Source organism: Micromonospora sp. NPDC049275, assembly GCF_043197115.1.
In the GTDB taxonomy this organism is placed as follows: domain Bacteria; phylum Actinomycetota; class Actinomycetes; order Mycobacteriales; family Micromonosporaceae; genus Micromonospora.
In genome coordinates, this window is sequence record NZ_JBICSN010000006.1 from 92768 (window position 1) to 107296 (window position 14529).

Consider the following 14529-nt stretch of genomic DNA (forward strand, 5'->3'; position numbering starts at 1 on the left):
GGTCCCCTCACGCTGTCCTCCTCATCCTCACGCGTCGACCTGCTGTCCGGCCCCACCGTCGAGCACCACCTCGACTCCGGTCCGCACCGGACCGGACGCGAGCCGACCGGCCGGCGTCGGCTCGGTGGGCACGCGTACGGCACCGGCGGCGGCCAGCGCGGCGGGCAGTTCCTGTTCCAGGTACTCGCAGATCAGGTGGCTGGTGACGAGATGCAGCTCCTGGACGACCTGGCTGTCGGCCGACGACACGGCGAGCGCCTCGTCGCAGGCGTCGGCGAGAGGGTTGGGGGCGGGCCCGGTGAGCGCCCACGTGGTGAGGCCGGCATCGCGCCCGGCGTGCGCGGCGGTGAGCAGGTTCGGGCTGGTGCCGCTGGTGCTCAGCAGCAACAGGACGTCGCCGGGCCGGCCGTGGGCGCGGACCTGACGGGCGTAGACGTCGGCGTAGCCGTAGTCGTTGGCGATGGCTGTCACGGCGCTGGTCTCGGCGTGCAGAGCGATGGCCGACAGGGGCTGACGGTCGTCGTGCAGCTTTCCCACCAGCTCGGCGGTGAGGTGCTGAGCCTCGGCGGCGCTACCGCCGTTGCCGGCCACGAGCAGGCGCCCGCCACCGACCAGCCGGTGCGCCAGGTCCGCGCCCCAGCGCGCCACCTGCGGTTCACAGCTGCGGTAGGGCGTCAGTGCCGCGGCGAGGTTGGTCAGGTGCGCGTCGAGCGGGCTGCCCGCCGGCATCAGGCCACCACCCGGGTGGGCCGGCGCACCGCGGCGACCTCGCCGTAGACCTCGGCCAGGCGTTCGGCGGCGACCGCCCACGAGTAGCGCGACCGGGCCCGTTCACGCGCCGCCGTGGCGTACCGGAAGCGGCGGATCCGGTCGTCGAGCAGCCGCTGGATCGCGGTGGCGAGAGCCTGCGGATCCCGGGCCGGCACCAGATCGCCTGTCGTGCCGTCGACCACTGTGTCGCGGATGCCGCCCACGGCGGTGCCGACGACAGGCACGCCGCAGGCCATCGCCTCGAGCGGGGTCAACCCGAACGGCTCGTACCAGGGGGCGGCGACCAGCAGGTCCGCCGAGCGGTACCAGCGGCCCATCTCCTCCCGGGGCACCGCACCGACCAGGTGCACCCGGTCGGCGACCCCGCACGACTCGGCCAGGGCGCGCAGCCTCCGGGCGTACGGGTCGGTCTCCAGCAGCCCCTCGGGCGGGCCGCCGACCACCACGCACTCGGCGTCGGGCACCAGCGCCATCGCGCGGACCACCGTCTGGAAACCCTTGCGCTCGACCAGCCGGCCCACGGTCAGGATCCGGGCTCGGCCCGGCTCGCGGTCGGCGACCGGCCCGAGCGGAGCGAACGAGGCGAGGTTGACCCCGGAGGGCACGACTGTCATCCGGGACCGGGGCACCCCCATCCGGACCAGCTCGCCGACCTCGTCACGGCACTGGGCGACCACCCGGTCCACCGACCGGCCCAACTCCCGCTCGTAGGAGATGCGCCGGGCCGGGCTGGTGTCCTGCACGCCCTGGTAGCGGCGCTTGACAGTGCCCAGCGCGTGGTACGTCTGCACCACCGGCACCCCGGTCTGCCGACCGGCGGTCAGCGCGGCCAGGCCACTCATCCAGAAGTGCGCGTGGATCACCTCGGGCGTCCAGTCCCCGCCCCGCCACCGCTCGACCAACCACCTGCTGAACTCCCGCATGTGCGGCAGCAGCGCGTCCTTCACGACCGGTTCGGCCGGGCCGGCAGGCACGTGCACCACGTCGTACCCGTCCGGGGCGCGCACGGTCACCGGCAGGTCGAGCGCGTCACGGCGGGTGTAGACCCGCACCTCGTGCCCGGCCGCGACGAGCGCGGCGGACAGCTCGGCGACGTGCGTGTTCTGGCCGCCGGCGTCCTCGCCTCCGAGGATGGCGAGCGGGCTGGCGTGCTCCGAGATCATCGCGATCCGCATACTTCCTCCTCCAGCAGCCGGTCCCAGTCAGCGAGGAAACGGTCGAGGCCGTACCTGTCGCGCGCGGCGGCCCGTGCCGCCACCCCGGCCTGACGTGCGGCCGCCGGCTCGGCGATGAACCGGCGGGCGGCGTCGAGCAGGGTGTCCATCCGGGTGGCGAGGGCTCCCGCCTCCGGTGGCACCGCGGTCACGGCCTCGGTGGTGGCGAGCGCGACGACAGGCATACCGATCGCCATCGCCTCGATGAGGCTGAGCCCGAGGGAGGTCCAGCGGCACAGGTGCAGGTACGCGCGCCGACGGGCCAACTCGGCGTGCATCCGCTCCTGGGGCACGTCGTCGTGACTGGTGAGCCGGTCGGCGGGCAGCCCGAGGTGGTCGGCCAGGCCCGCCACGCCCATGCCGAACACGTCCAGCGGCGCGATCTCGGCGAACTGCGGCAGCAGGTCCGTGCCGGTGACCCGGCCCCGTCGCACCGGTTCGTTGATCACCACGGCGAGCCGGTCCAGTTCACCGGTGTACGACACGGCCGGCGCGACGATGCCGTGGTCGATCACGCGGGTGCGGGTCGCGCCGGTGTCCCAGAAGATCTGGTTGAACCCGGTGACGTGGGCGACGAGCAGGTCACCACGGTCGGCCATCGGGTGGCGGGTGTTCGGCACGTCCCCCTTGGGGGTGTTGTGCTCGACGTAGATGGCGGGGATGTCGCGCCCGGGACGACGCCCCAGCCACTGCTCGGCCAGGTCGATCTCCTCGGGGCGTTGCAGGATGACCAGGTCGACGTCGCTGCCGGGCAGGTCGTCGGGGACCACCTCGACGGCGCTGTCCGGCCACGGGTAGGTGCGGGCCCGGCCGAGGCCGTACGGGCCCCGGTCGGATGTGGTGGGGACCAGGTAGCGGTGGTTGCCGTGCACGAAGGACGTGGTCCAGGAGCCGTGCACGTGCCAGAGCAGGATGTTCATCGGATGCCACCGCCGCTGGGCACGAGCGTGCGTACCGCCTCGACCACCTCGGCCGGGTCGACGCCGCTGAGGCAGGGGTGCCCCGGGACCGGGCAGCTGGCCGCCCGGGTGTCCCGGCAGGGCGCGGCCGCGTCGCCGAGCCGAACGGTGGGCACCCGGTAGGGCCCCCACTGCCCGAAGGGGACCGTCGGCGCGAACAGGCTCACCACCGGCACCCCGGCCGCCGCGGCCAGGTGCGCGGGCCCGGTGTTGCCGACCACCACGGCGGCGGCGTCGGCGACGAGCCCGGCCAGCCCGGCCAGGTCCGTCCGGCCGCCCAGGTCGGTGCCGCCCGCCGCCGCGACCCGGGCGGTGGCCGTACGCTCGTCCGGCCCGCCGGTGACCAGTACCCGATGCCCGGCGGCGGTCAGCGCCGCGGCGATCCGTACCGCCAGCTCGGTCGGGCAGGCCCGGCTCGACGCGGCCGACCCGGGGTGCAGCACCACGTAGCCGGGGTCACCGGCAGCGGCCGGGCGGGATGCCACGGCGTCGTCCCGGAGCTTGAGCACGGGTTCGTCGCCGACCGGCAGCCCGTAGCCGGCGGCGGCGGCGAGGGAGAGCGCCCGCTCGGGTTCGGGAACGCCCACCGGCACCCGGTGGCGGATGTCCACCAGGGAGCCCGGGTAGTCGTCGCTGATCGCGGCGATCCGGGTGATCCCGGCCATCCGCAGCAGCAGCGCGAGCGGCAGGGCGGACTGGTGAAACGAGGTGAAGACGACAGCCTCGTCCGCGCCGACGGCGGCGAGGCGGGCCGTCAGGTCCCGCATGGCGTCCGGGTCGACAGGCGCCGGCGCGGGGTCGATCCACGGCAGCGGATGCTCGATGATCTCGTCGATGCCGGGCAGCAACTCGGCGGCAGCGCGTCCGCGCGGGCCGCACAGCAGCACCACCCGCTGGGCGCCGGCCGCGACGGCGCGGATCGCCGGCCCGGTGACGAGCACGTCCCCGGCCGAGTCCGAGCGCACCACCAACGCCGTACCCACCGGGTCGCCGGCCCGCGCGGGTCGCACGGCCCGCTGGCGGCGCAGGATCTCGTCCACCGCCGAGGGCAGGTCCGCTGCCACCCAGCCGGCGGCGGCGACCTCCTCCGGTCGGGTCACCGGGGTGGGCACCAGCACCCCTGCCGCCCCGGCTGCCAACGCGGCGCCCACGTCGCGGCCGATGTCGCCCACCAGCACGCAGCGCGAGGCGCTCGTGCCCAGCTCACGGGCGGCGGCGTACACCAGACCGGGCGCGGGTTTGCGGCAGTCGCATCCGTCGGAGTCGTCGTGCGGGCAGACCAGCCACGCGTCGAAGCCGCCCAGCAGCTCCTCCACTCGGGCGTGCACCGCCCGCATCTGCTCGGCGCTGAAATAGCCCCGGGCCAGGCCCGACTGGTTCGTCACCACCGCCAGGCGCAGCCCGGCGGCCCGCAACCGGTCCAGCGCCGCCCGCGCCCCCGGGACCGGGCGTACCTTCTCCGGGTCGCCGTTGTACGGCACATCCTCGATCAGGGTGCCGTCGCGGTCGAGCAGGACCGCGTCGTACAGGACGCCCCCGGTGGGTTCGGCAGGCCCGTGACCAGCCCGGCCAACACCGGCGTACACCCGGGCTGACCTGCGCTGATACGGATCCTCCTGGTCCTGTCGCACAGCCGGCGGGTTCCCGGCGCCCCGAGGAGTAAACGTCGACTGCGGCGCCGTGGGCCAACGCCGCCGGCGGTGCCCCGCGTCGGCCTTACCCGCCGCTTCCGAGAAGCTAACCCACCGGCCCGTTAGCCTCCGTCGGGACGAGGGTATGGGATCCCGGTGGCGATAGTGGAGAAAGTGATCGACGCTCCCCCGCAGCAGGTGTTCGACGTGCTGGCCGACGGATGGACGTACAGCGACTGGGTGGTCGGGACGGCGCACGTGCGCGACGTGGACGACGCCTGGCCGCGGGTGGGCAGCCAACTGCACCACCGGGCCGGGCCGTGGCCATTCTCGTTGCAGGACGCGTCGACGGTGCTGGTCTGCGAGCCGCCGCACCGGCTGGTGCTGCGCGCCGGCCTGTGGCCGGCCGGCGAGGCGATCGTGGCGTTCACCCTGGAACCGGTCGACGGCGGGGCCACCCGCGTCCGCCTCGGGGAGGACTTCGCCGCCGGCCCGCTGCGCTGGGTCCGCAACAAGGCCAACGACCTGGTGCTGCACCTGCGCAACCGGGAGACGCTGGACCGGCTCTCCGACATCGCCGTCCGACGGAAGGTCTCCCAGTGACACAGACCGACCCGGGCACCTGGCGGGACGCCTCACCGCGACGGTTCGCCGGGCTGCGCTGAGCGCGCCACCCCCAGCAGTCGGCCCGAGCGACGGGGAGCCTTTCAATCCGGATCGGGCAACTGGCTACCCTCTCAGGTAGCCCTGTCCGCAAACCGAGGATGTCCGACATGATCCAGCCCGTCCAGCTGCCGTCGCCGTGGCGAGACGCACACCTGACAGTCGTCGTGCCCACCTACAACGAGGCGGGCAACCTTCCGGCGCTTGTCGAGCGGCTGCTCGCACTGCCGCTGCCCGGGCTGCGCATCCTCGTCGCCGACGACAACTCCCCCGACGGCACCGGCGAGGTGGCCGACAAGCTGGCCATCGAGTATCCGGAACGGATCGAGGTGATGCACCGGGCCGGCAAGGAGGGCCTGGGCCGGGCGTACGTCGACGGGATGAGCAGGGCTCTGGAGGGCGGCGCCGAGTTCGTCGCGCAGATGGACGCCGACCTGTCGCACCCGCCGGAGGCGCTGCCGGGGATGCTGGGCGCGCTGCTCTCCACCCAGGCCGGCGTGGTGATCGGCTCCCGGTACGTGCCCGGTGGTGAGCTGGACGAGAACTGGCCGCTGTACCGGCGCGCGCTCAGCGGATGGGCGAACCTCTACGTGCACACGCTGCTGCGGGTACGCATCCGTGACCTGACCGCCGGCTTCAAGATCTGGCAGGCCGACGCGCTGAAGGACATCGGCCTGAACCGGGTGCAGTCCAACGGTTACAGCTTCCAGGTCGAGATGCACTACCTGGCCACCAAGCTGGGGCACACGATCCTCGAGGTCCCGATCCGCTTCGAGGAGCGGCGCGACGGCGTCTCCAAGATGACCACCGCGACCAAGGTCGAGAGCGCCCTGATGCCGTTCCGCCTGCGCAGCAAACACCGCAACATCACCAAGTGACTCCTCCGCCACCCTGTTGACCAAGAGGTGTGCGTCACCGGCGAGCCGGAATCTGACGCACACCTCTTGAACACCGAGGTGGGGTCGGGTCAGGCGGGGTAGATCGTGCTGTGTGCGGTGGAGATGACCTTCGCGTAGGCGGCGCCCGTCACGGCTCGGTCGCGGGCCAGGGCCGCGCGGGCCGCGTTCGCGCCCGGGGCGCCGTGCACCCCACCGCCCGGGTGCGCCGACGAACTGGCCAGGAAGAGCCGGTCCACCGGGGTGTCCGCCCGACCCAGGCCGGGAATCGGGCGCAGGAACAGCTGCTGGTACGCGGCGGCGGTCCCCCCGCCGAGCGCGCCCCCGACCAGGCTTGGATCGCCCTTCTCCAGATCGGCGGGCCCGGCCACGTGTCGGCCCACGATCAGCTGCCGGAAGCCCGGGGCGGCCGCCTCCAGCACGTCCTCCATGCGCTGTACGTGCCCGGCGATCTCCTCGGCCCGCCAGTCCTGGCGGAACGGCAGATGGGTGTACGACCAGAGCGACTCGGTGCCCGGCGGTGAGTGGCTGGGGTCAGCCACTGACATCTGCCCGACCAGCAGGAACGGGTCGCGGGGCAGTTCACCACGGGCCAGCTCGCCGGCGTAGCGGGTCAGCCCGTCGAGGTCCGCGCCGAGATGCACCGTGCCGGCGCCTGCGACCTCCCGGTTGGTCCACGGCACCGGGGCGGAGAGCGCCCAGTCCACCTTCAGCGTCGAGCCGTCCCACCGGAAGTGCGCCAGATCTTCCACGAGCCGCGACGGCAGTGCCGCCGCGCCGACGAGGTCGAGGTAGAGGGCCGGGGCGGGCACGTCGGCGAGGACCGCTCGACGGGCCCGCCACAGCGCGCCGCCCTCGGTGCGAACGCCCATCGCCCGGCCACGCGCGGTGAGCACCCGGTCGACACGCGCGCCGTAGAGGATGCGGCCCCCGCGTTGCTCCAGACGGGCCACCAGCGCGTTGGTGATCTGCCGCGCGCCGCCGTCGGGCACCGGCCAGCCGACCTGCTGGCCGAGCATGGCCAGCAGCCAGCCGTACACGCCGGAGCCGGCCTCCTCCGGGGACAGGTCGGTGTGCAGGGCGCACCCGGCCAGCAGCGCCGGCCCGCCCGGGCCGTCGAAGAGCTCGTCGCCGAGCTTGCGCACCGGCACCACGAGCCGCCGGGCCAGCCGTAGCGCGCCCGCGATCCGCAGCCGGCGCAGCAGGCCCAGCCCGCCTCGTACCGGCGGGAACGGAGAGGTGATCGTGATCAGCATCGGCTCGGCCACGTCGAGCCAGTCGGTGTACGCGTTCAGCCAGCGCTTGCCGTCGCCCGGGGCGAACTGCTCCAGCGAGGCCGCCGTGACGTCGGGATCCCGGTTGATCACCGCGGCCCGGCCGTCGGGCAGCAGGTGTGCCAGCACGTCCGGGGCGTGCCGCCAGGAGAGCCCGTACGCGCCCAGGTCGAGGCCGTCCAGCACCGGTGAGGCGTACCCCAGGGGGTAGAACGAGCTGTAGAGGTCGCTCAGGTAGCCAGGTGCCGTCACCTCGGCGGACTGGACCGCGCCACCGGGTACCGCTGTCGCCTCCAGCACCACCACGTCCCACCCGGCGTCGGCCAGCAGGTTCGCCGCGACGAGGCCGTTGTGCCCGGCTCCGACGACGACGGCGTCCGCGCTCTGCGCGCCGGTGGTAGTCACCCGATCCGCCTACCCGGCGCGCAACCGGGCGAAACGCGTTTGTCTCGCCGGGGCCGGGGCATCCAGCGCCGCATGTACACGGTTGCGCAGCTGGTGGGCGGGGTGTGGGGCGCGGGCGGCGCCGGCGGCGAGCTGGTCGTCCACGATCCGGCGGACGGCGAACCGGTCAGTTCGGTGCCCATCGCGACGGCCGACGAGGTCGGCAAGGCGGCCCAGGCGGCCCGGAACGCGGCTGCGCAGTGGGCGGCGACCGCGCCGGCGGAGCGGGCGGCGATGCTGCACCGCGCCACGGACGCGGTCGCGGCGATCACCGATGAACTTGCGGCGGCGGTCACCGCGGAGATGGGCAAGCCACTCGCGGACGCCCGCGGTGGCGTCGAGGCGGGCATCGGCACCCTGCGACAGTACGCGGAGCTGGCCCCCCTGCGCGGCGGGCGGACGCTGAACGGCGCACTGGAGGCGGTGGACTTCCTGACTCCGCAGCCGCGGGGCGTGGTCGCCGCTCTCACCCCGTGGAACGACCCGGTGGCGGTCTCCTGCGGGCTGCTCGGCGCGGCACTGGTCACCGGCAACGTGGTGCTCTACAAGCCCAGCGAGCGAACGCCGGCGACGGGCTGGCTGCTGACGCGCGCCCTGGACGGGGCGCTGCCCGCCGGCGTGCTGTCCCTGCTCACCGGCGGCGCGGAGGTCGGCGCGGCGCTTGCCGCGCAGGACGTGGACGTGGTCGCGCACATCGGTTCCACGGCGACCGGGCGGACGATCGCCGCCGCCGCGGCGCGTACCGGCGCGAAGGTGTTGCTGGAGAACGGCGGCAGCGACCCGCTTGTCGTCGACGCGGGTGTCGACCCGGACTGGGCGGCGGAGCAGGCCGCGCTCGGCGCGTTCGCGAACGCCGGGCAGATCTGCGTGGCGGTGGAGCGGATCTACGTCCACCGGACGGTGGCCGACGACTTCGTGGCGGCGCTTGTGCGACGCGCCGGCGCCCTACGGGTCGGGCCGGGTCGCGACCCGGGCACCGAGCTGGGGCCGCTCGTCGACAGGCGGCACCGCGACCACGTGCACGGGCAGGTGAGCGCGGCGGTGGCGGCCGGCGCGCGGGTGCGTACCGGCGGAGAGGTGCCGGACGGACCCGGGGCGTACTACCCGGCGACTGTGGTCACCGACTGCCGGCACGACATGGTGCTGGTCCGGGAGGAGACGTTCGGGCCGGTCGCCCCGGTGGTGGTGGTCGACTCCTTCGACGAGGCGTTGACCTGCGCCGCGGACTCCCCGTACGGGCTCGCCGCCACCGTGCTGACCGCGTCGATGAGCCATGCGCAGCGGGCCTGGCGGGAGCTGCCGGTGGGCACCGTGAAGATCAACTCGGTGTTCGGCGGGGCGCCCGGCGGCGCCGCGCATCCGCGCCGGGCCAGCGGGCAGGGCTTCGGGTACGGCCCGGAGCTGCTGGACGAGTTCACGGCCACGAAGGCGGTGCACATCGAGGCGCCCGGCGGCGGGCGCTGGTGAGCGGTACGGGCGGACGCAGGGGTGGCGCGTCCGCCCGTACCACGTTGTGGGTGGGTCAGTCGCCGCGAGCCTTGCGCGTGGCCCGGTCGTTGGCCTTCTCGATGGCCGTGACCAGCTCCGGCTTGGTCATGCTCGACCGGCCGGGTACGTCCAGCCTGCGGGCCACCGACATGAGGTGGTCCTTGCTGGCGTTGGCGTCCACCCCACCGGCGGTGGGTGCGCGCCGCTCCGGGCCGCCGCCGGCGGCCTGGCTGTCGCTCGGGCCCTTGCGGCCCTTGGGCTCCCAGTGGTCGCCCACCTTCTCGAACTGGTGCTTCACCGCCGCGAAGGCGGTGCGGTGCGACCGCTCGCCCTCGCCGTAGGTCTCCACCGCCGAGTCGTGTGTCTTCTCCCAGGTGCGCTGCGCCTTGTCCGGAGAGCGCCGCAGCGTGCTGGGCAGGTCTTCGCGCCCGGGCATCTCGTCCTCCTCCGTGTCGACAGGGTGACTGTCTGGATTCCCCGCGGGTGCGACGGCAAACCACAGCGTCTCGCGGGTGGGACGGGCACGCCAGGGCGCCCCGCGGGCGGGCCGGCACGCCGCGGCGACGTCGGCGCTGGTTTGTCGATGTCCCGCTGCGGGTACCGGCCGGGCCAGGCCCGACCGGATGACCGGTCATCCGGTGGCCGGGGCACAGGGAGCGGGCATGACGACCACGGAGCCCGGTACGACGCGCGCCGGCACGCCGGGCGAGCGGGTGCCCCGGCGGATGCGACAGCTGAGCTGGCGGACGTGGCGCGGGGTGCTGGTCCGCAGCGTGCAGAACTTCGTCAACGACAACTGCTCCGACTGGGCTGCCGCGCTCACCTACTACGGGGTGCTGGCGCTCTTCCCGTCCGCCATCGTGGTGGTGGCCCTGGTCGGTCTGGTCTCCGACGGCGAGCGGACCCTGGACACGGTGGTCGACCTCGCCCGGCAGGTCGGTGCCGGCTCGGTGGTGGCCGAGAAGGACGGCGGCATGATCGGGGTGATCCGGGCCGTGGTGGTGCAGCAGAGCAACGTCAAGGTGCTGCTGAGCTTCGGTCTGCTCGGCGCGCTGTGGTCGGCGTCGGGCTTCATCGGGGCGTTCACCCGCGCCTCCAACGCGATCTACGGAGTGACCGAGGGCCGGCCGGTCTGGAAGCTGCGGCCGGTGCAGATCGGTCTGGCCGCGGTGACGTTGGTGCTGCTCGCGGTGGTCGCCCTCGCGCTGATCGTCAGCGGCCCGGTCACCGACGCGGTCGGCGACCTGATCCACGCCGGTGGCCTGGCCCGGACGGTGTGGAGCGTGGCGAAGTGGCCGGTGCTCGCCCTGGTCATGATGGTGCTGCTGTCCCTGCTGTTCTGGATCGCCCCGAACGTGCGCCAGCCCCGCTTCCGCTGGCTCACTCCCGGCGGCGCGGTCGCCCTGGTCTCCTGGGCGGCGGTGTCCTTCGGCTTCGGCCTCTACGTGACCACCTTCGCCTCGTACGACACGACCTACGGCAGCCTGGGCGCGGCCATCGCGTTCCTGGTCTGGCTCTACCTGTCCAACTCCGCCCTCATGCTGGGCGTGCAGATCAACGCCGAGGTGCAGCGCGGCCGGCAGTTGCAGGCCGGCGATCCCGACCCGGAGGAGCCGGTGCTGCCGCCACGGAAGCCGGCCGATTCCTGAACGCCTGATGTCCGCCCGGATGTCCGGTGCCGGGGCCGGTTCGTGACGTGGTGCCGGTTTAGCGGCCGGGGTGCCGGGTAGCGCAGAAGGCATGGAGCGTGGCAACAGCAAGCACGGACCGAGGATCGACGAGCAGATGAGCCAGGAGGTCAGCGGCCTCATTCAGGGGCCGGGGACCGGCGGCTCTCGGGTCGACGAGTCCCGGGTGCCGGAACCGGCCGGCGAGGACCAGCCGGAGATCACCACGGCCCCGGCGGGCGACCTGCGCACCGGCACGCCGCAGGGGATGAGTTCCACGGACGTCGAGCAGCGCAGCCGGCTCGGCCGGTTCATCTCGATGAGCGCGCTGCCGGGCGACCGACTGGTGCTCATCGCCAGCGCCCGCGAGAACGAGGCGCCGGACGACATCGTGGCGGCGCTGGAGCGGCTGCCCGAGGGCACCGAGTACCAGACGGTCTCCGAGGTGTGGGCGGCGCTCGGGCACAAGAACGAGACAACCCGCTGGTGAGCGGGATCGTCCCCCGATCCCATCCTCACCCGCGACTGAAGGAGGGTTCCTGATGAGTGGCGTTACCGAACACGTCGAGGTAGCCGTACCCGTCCGCACCGCGTACGACCAGTGGACGCAGTTCGAGGAGTTCCCCCAGTTCATGGAGGGCGTGCAGGAGGTCCGGCAGCTCTCCGAGACGATGACCCACTGGACGGTGGACATCGCCGGCGTGAAGCGTGAGTTCGACGCCGAGATCACCGAGCAGTTGCCCGACGAGCGGGTCGCCTGGCGTTCCACGGGCGGCACCCAGCAGGCGGGTGTGGTGACCTTCCACCGCCTGGACGAGGCCAAGACCCGGGTCACCCTCCAGCTCGAGTTCGAGCCGCACGGGGTGGTCGAGCAGGCCGGCGACAAGCTCGGCATCGTCGACCGGCGGGCCAAGGGCGACCTGGAGCGGTTCAAGACGTTCATCGAGCGGCGCGGTCAGGAGACCGGCGGCTGGCGTGGCCAGGTGGATCGCCCGCAGCCGTGACCTCGTACCGAACGACGATGGCCGCCGGACTCCCCGGCGGCCGTCGTGGCGTTTCGGCCCGGCCGGCACCCGTTTGCGATCATCGCGCCCGGGTACGGCTGTAGTCATGACGGACGACAGGGTGTGGCGCGACGAGGAACGGCTTCCGCTGGAGGAGTTGGAGCGCGCCGTGGCGGGCTCCAGCATCGACGGGCAGGCCGACGACGTGACCGGCAACGACGCCGGTGAGGAGGCGGCCTTCGGGCACGGGCCCGCAGCGGCCGACCGCGACGGTCAGGCCGAGGGCACCGGACGGGAGGCGACCGACCCCCAGCGCGCCTACCGCCCGTCGACGACCGGCCGGACCGGGCCGGACAACGGATAGTCCGCGTCGGACGCGGCGCTCCGGGCCTGGGCCGGCGCCCCGGCCGCACCGGATCCGGTCCGCTCCGGCCCGGCGGCGGTCTGCCCCGGCCCACTGCCGGCGGCGCCGGTCTGCCCCGGCCCACTGCCGGCAGCGGGCCGGCGGGCACCCAGCTCGTAGAGCAGGATCAGCGCCAGCGCGAGCACCACCAGGGCCGGGCCGAGCACCTGCACGGAAAGTTTGCTGATCAGCACGCCGAGCCCGCCGGGGACGAGCGCCGCGCCCAGACCGGAGGCGCCGATCTGGAGCCCGATGGCCCGGTCGGCGTGCGCCGCGCCGACCCGGTCGGCGGTGGTGAGGGTGAGCAACGGAAACACCGGCGCGGCGGCGAAGCCGACCACGACCAGGCCGAGCACGGCCAGCGCGGCCGACCCGGGCACCGCGATCAGCGCCGCGCCGGCGGCCATGCCGCCCAGGCTGACCCGCAACACCAACCGCGGCCCCAGCCGCTCGGCCACCACGCCCTGCACCACCCGGCCGACGAAGAGGCTGCCCCAGTACGCGGAGACACAGCCGCCCGCCACGGCGCCGCTCAGACCGCGTCCCTGGGTGAGCAGCAGGAACGCCCAGAGTCCGGCGGACACCTCGATGGCCACGTACAGGGCGAAGGCCAACGCCCCGGACCAGACCGCCGGCAGGCGCAGCGTGGCGAGGACGGGCACCCGGACCGCCGGAGCGGCCCCGGTCGTCCCCAAGCCCGGCTCGGAAGCGGGAGCGCGGCGCTGCCAGGCGCGTACGGTGAGCGCGAACGCGCCGGCGAGGGCGAGTTGGGCGCCCGCCACGATGCCGTACCCCCACCGCCAGGCCAGCCCGGCGCTGAGCGCCGCCGTCATGATCAGTGGACCGATCGCCACGCCGAGGCCGAAGAAGGCGTGCAGCCAGTTCATGTGTCGCGGGCCGAAGGCACCGGCGGCGTACGCGTTGAGACCGGAGTCGACCGCGCCGGAGCCCAGCCCGAGCAGCAGCGCACAGCCCACGAGCACGGCCAGCCCGGGGCTCACCGCGTAACCGGTAAGCGCCAGGCTGGCCAGCAGGGTGCTGCCGGCGAGCAGCGCGCCCACGCCGACGCGGGCCAGCGTGAAACCGGCCAGCACGCTGGAGGCCAGATAGCCGACCGTACCGGCGGTGAGCAGCAACCCGACCGCCTCGGTGGGTACGCCGAAGTCCGCCCGGATCGACGGCCAGCCGACGCCGAGCAGCCCGTCGGGCAGGCCGAGGCTGACGAACGCGAGATAGGCCAGCAGGAGCAGCGTGGCGCGGGGCGGCGCGGGCGAGGTCGACACGGGAAACCATCCTGCCGCAGCGCACCCTACCGAAGGTCGGAGCCGCCCGTGCGTCGCGACAAGAACTGGTGTCCGGACGGTTGAAAAAGCGGACAGCTCAGCCAGAATCGGCCGATCGGGTGACGGCAATCGAGCCCGTTCGCGTAAGAATTTCGGGATGCATCAAGGCTCCGGAATCCTCTCCACGCGTCAGCGCCGCCTCGCCTGGCTCGGCTTCCTGCTCGCCGCGCTGCAGGCGCCCGTGTCGGCCTGGCTCGTCTCCGACGACTCCTGGCTGTTCAGCCTCTGCGTCGCGCTCATGGTGGCGACCGTGATCATCGCCGACGACGCCGCCCGGCGCCGGCCCGCCAACGCGACAGGCGACTAGCCGTCGCCGGCTGGCCGGGCCTCGTGTCCCGGCCGGCCCCGGGTACGGCGGCGCTCCTTCATCTCCGCCTCGTACAGGTGACGCCGCCCGCCCACCAACTCCTCCCGGGCCTGCCGGTCCAGTTCGCGGAACAAGGCGTGGTAACCGTCGTCGAAGTCCTCGACGATCTGGAACGTCCAACGGCCGGCGATCACGTTGCGGCCGAGCAGTTCGGTGTCGATCCGGTCGGCGAGGTGCGGATGGCCGGCCGTACGGAACTGCTCCACGGCGTCGTCGAGCATCAGGTCGGCGTGCCCGATCAGCTGGTGCAACGAGTACAGGTGTCCACGGGCCCGTTCCACGCACTCCAGCGCCTCGCTGAGCTTGCCCAGCGCCGCGATCGTCTCGTCGCTGACCCCCGCCGGCCGCCGGTGCCGCTCGTCCGGGCCGTCCGTCCGCTCCCCCATCATCACCCTCCGTGCTGGT

General features: G+C 73.7%; 16 protein-coding genes. 8 read left to right on the top strand and 8 right to left on the bottom strand.

What is annotated here, in order from left to right; genetic code table 11:
- Nucleotides 1-27: 27 nt before the first annotated feature.
- Genes ACGFIE_RS20000 through ACGFIE_RS20015 form a run of 4 tightly spaced genes read right to left on the bottom strand, consistent with a single transcriptional unit; the run spans nt 28 to nt 4575 of the window.
- The gene (locus ACGFIE_RS20000; protein WP_393296984.1) at nt 28-732 is read right to left on the bottom strand and encodes an SIS domain-containing protein; all 705 of its coding nucleotides are present in this window, start codon (nt 730-732) and stop codon (nt 28-30) included.
- A complete protein-coding gene (locus ACGFIE_RS20005; RefSeq protein WP_393296577.1) occupies nt 729-1946 on the bottom strand; it encodes a glycosyltransferase in 1218 nt (405 codons plus the stop codon). The genes ACGFIE_RS20000 and ACGFIE_RS20005 overlap by 4 nt, the downstream gene beginning before the upstream one ends.
- Nucleotides 1931-2905: a glycosyltransferase gene (locus ACGFIE_RS20010; protein WP_393296579.1), complete on the bottom strand. Its 975-nt coding sequence runs from the start codon at nt 2903-2905 to the stop codon at nt 1931-1933. Before ACGFIE_RS20010 ends, ACGFIE_RS20005 begins: the two co-directional genes overlap by 16 nt.
- A complete protein-coding gene (locus ACGFIE_RS20015; protein WP_393296581.1) occupies nt 2902-4575 on the bottom strand; it encodes an HAD-IIIA family hydrolase in 1674 nt (557 codons plus the stop codon). Before ACGFIE_RS20015 ends, ACGFIE_RS20010 begins: the two co-directional genes overlap by 4 nt.
- Nucleotides 4576-4731: 156 nt before the next feature.
- Between ACGFIE_RS20015 and ACGFIE_RS20020 the strand changes: the two genes are divergently transcribed.
- Both ACGFIE_RS20020 and ACGFIE_RS20025 read left to right on the top strand, forming a co-directional pair.
- Nucleotides 4732-5178 carry an SRPBCC family protein gene (locus ACGFIE_RS20020; protein WP_363687471.1) on the top strand — a complete coding sequence of 149 codons (447 nt, stop codon included), beginning with the start codon at nt 4732-4734 and terminating at the stop codon, nt 5176-5178.
- Between the two features lie 170 nt (nt 5179-5348).
- Nucleotides 5349-6116 carry a polyprenol monophosphomannose synthase gene (locus tag ACGFIE_RS20025; RefSeq protein WP_393296583.1) on the top strand — a complete coding sequence of 256 codons (768 nt, stop codon included), beginning with the start codon at nt 5349-5351 and terminating at the stop codon, nt 6114-6116.
- Between the two features lie 89 nt (nt 6117-6205).
- On the opposite strand, the gene ACGFIE_RS20030 is transcribed toward ACGFIE_RS20025, so the two are convergent.
- The gene (locus tag ACGFIE_RS20030) at nt 6206-7813 is read right to left on the bottom strand and encodes a phytoene desaturase family protein (protein WP_393296585.1); all 1608 of its coding nucleotides are present in this window, start codon (nt 7811-7813) and stop codon (nt 6206-6208) included.
- A 72-nt stretch (nt 7814-7885) separates the two neighbouring features.
- On the opposite strand from ACGFIE_RS20030, the gene ACGFIE_RS20035 reads away from it, so the two are divergent.
- Nucleotides 7886-9319, top strand: coding sequence for an aldehyde dehydrogenase family protein (locus ACGFIE_RS20035; RefSeq protein ID WP_393296587.1), 1434 nt, complete (start codon nt 7886-7888; stop codon nt 9317-9319).
- A gap of 55 nt (nt 9320-9374) precedes the next feature.
- Here the strand turns inward: ACGFIE_RS20035 and ACGFIE_RS20040 are convergent, their stop codons facing one another.
- Nucleotides 9375-9776, bottom strand: a complete 402-nt coding sequence (locus tag ACGFIE_RS20040) for a ChaB family protein (protein WP_393296589.1) — start codon at nt 9774-9776, stop codon at nt 9375-9377.
- A gap of 226 nt (nt 9777-10002) precedes the next feature.
- On the opposite strand from ACGFIE_RS20040, the gene ACGFIE_RS20045 reads away from it, so the two are divergent.
- From ACGFIE_RS20045 to ACGFIE_RS20060, 4 genes are all read left to right on the top strand, one after another.
- On the top strand, nt 10003-10989 hold the full coding sequence (locus tag ACGFIE_RS20045; protein ID WP_393296591.1) for a YihY/virulence factor BrkB family protein: 987 nt from the start codon (nt 10003-10005) through the stop codon (nt 10987-10989).
- 91 nt (nt 10990-11080) lie between these two features.
- On the top strand, nt 11081-11497 hold the full coding sequence (locus ACGFIE_RS20050) for a DUF2795 domain-containing protein (RefSeq protein WP_393296593.1): 417 nt from the start codon (nt 11081-11083) through the stop codon (nt 11495-11497).
- 52 nt (nt 11498-11549) lie between these two features.
- A complete protein-coding gene (locus tag ACGFIE_RS20055) occupies nt 11550-12011 on the top strand; it encodes an SRPBCC family protein (protein WP_363687485.1) in 462 nt (153 codons plus the stop codon).
- 106 nt (nt 12012-12117) lie between these two features.
- A complete protein-coding gene (locus ACGFIE_RS20060) occupies nt 12118-12375 on the top strand; it encodes a hypothetical protein (RefSeq protein WP_393296595.1) in 258 nt (85 codons plus the stop codon).
- On the opposite strand, the gene ACGFIE_RS20065 is transcribed toward ACGFIE_RS20060, so the two are convergent.
- Complete coding sequence (locus ACGFIE_RS20065) at nt 12330-13697, bottom strand: MFS transporter (protein WP_393296597.1); 1368 nt, start codon at nt 13695-13697, stop codon at nt 12330-12332. The genes ACGFIE_RS20060 and ACGFIE_RS20065 overlap by 46 nt on opposite strands.
- A gap of 157 nt (nt 13698-13854) precedes the next feature.
- Here ACGFIE_RS20065 and ACGFIE_RS20070 point away from each other — a divergent pair, with 157 nt between their 5' ends.
- The gene (locus tag ACGFIE_RS20070; protein WP_039905880.1) at nt 13855-14064 is read left to right on the top strand and encodes a hypothetical protein; all 210 of its coding nucleotides are present in this window, start codon (nt 13855-13857) and stop codon (nt 14062-14064) included.
- Here the strand turns inward: ACGFIE_RS20070 and ACGFIE_RS20075 are convergent.
- Nucleotides 14061-14510, bottom strand: a complete 450-nt coding sequence (locus ACGFIE_RS20075) for a hypothetical protein (protein WP_393296599.1) — start codon at nt 14508-14510, stop codon at nt 14061-14063. The two genes, ACGFIE_RS20070 and ACGFIE_RS20075, sit on opposite strands and share 4 nt — an antisense overlap.
- Between the last annotated feature and the right edge of the window lie 19 nt (nt 14511-14529).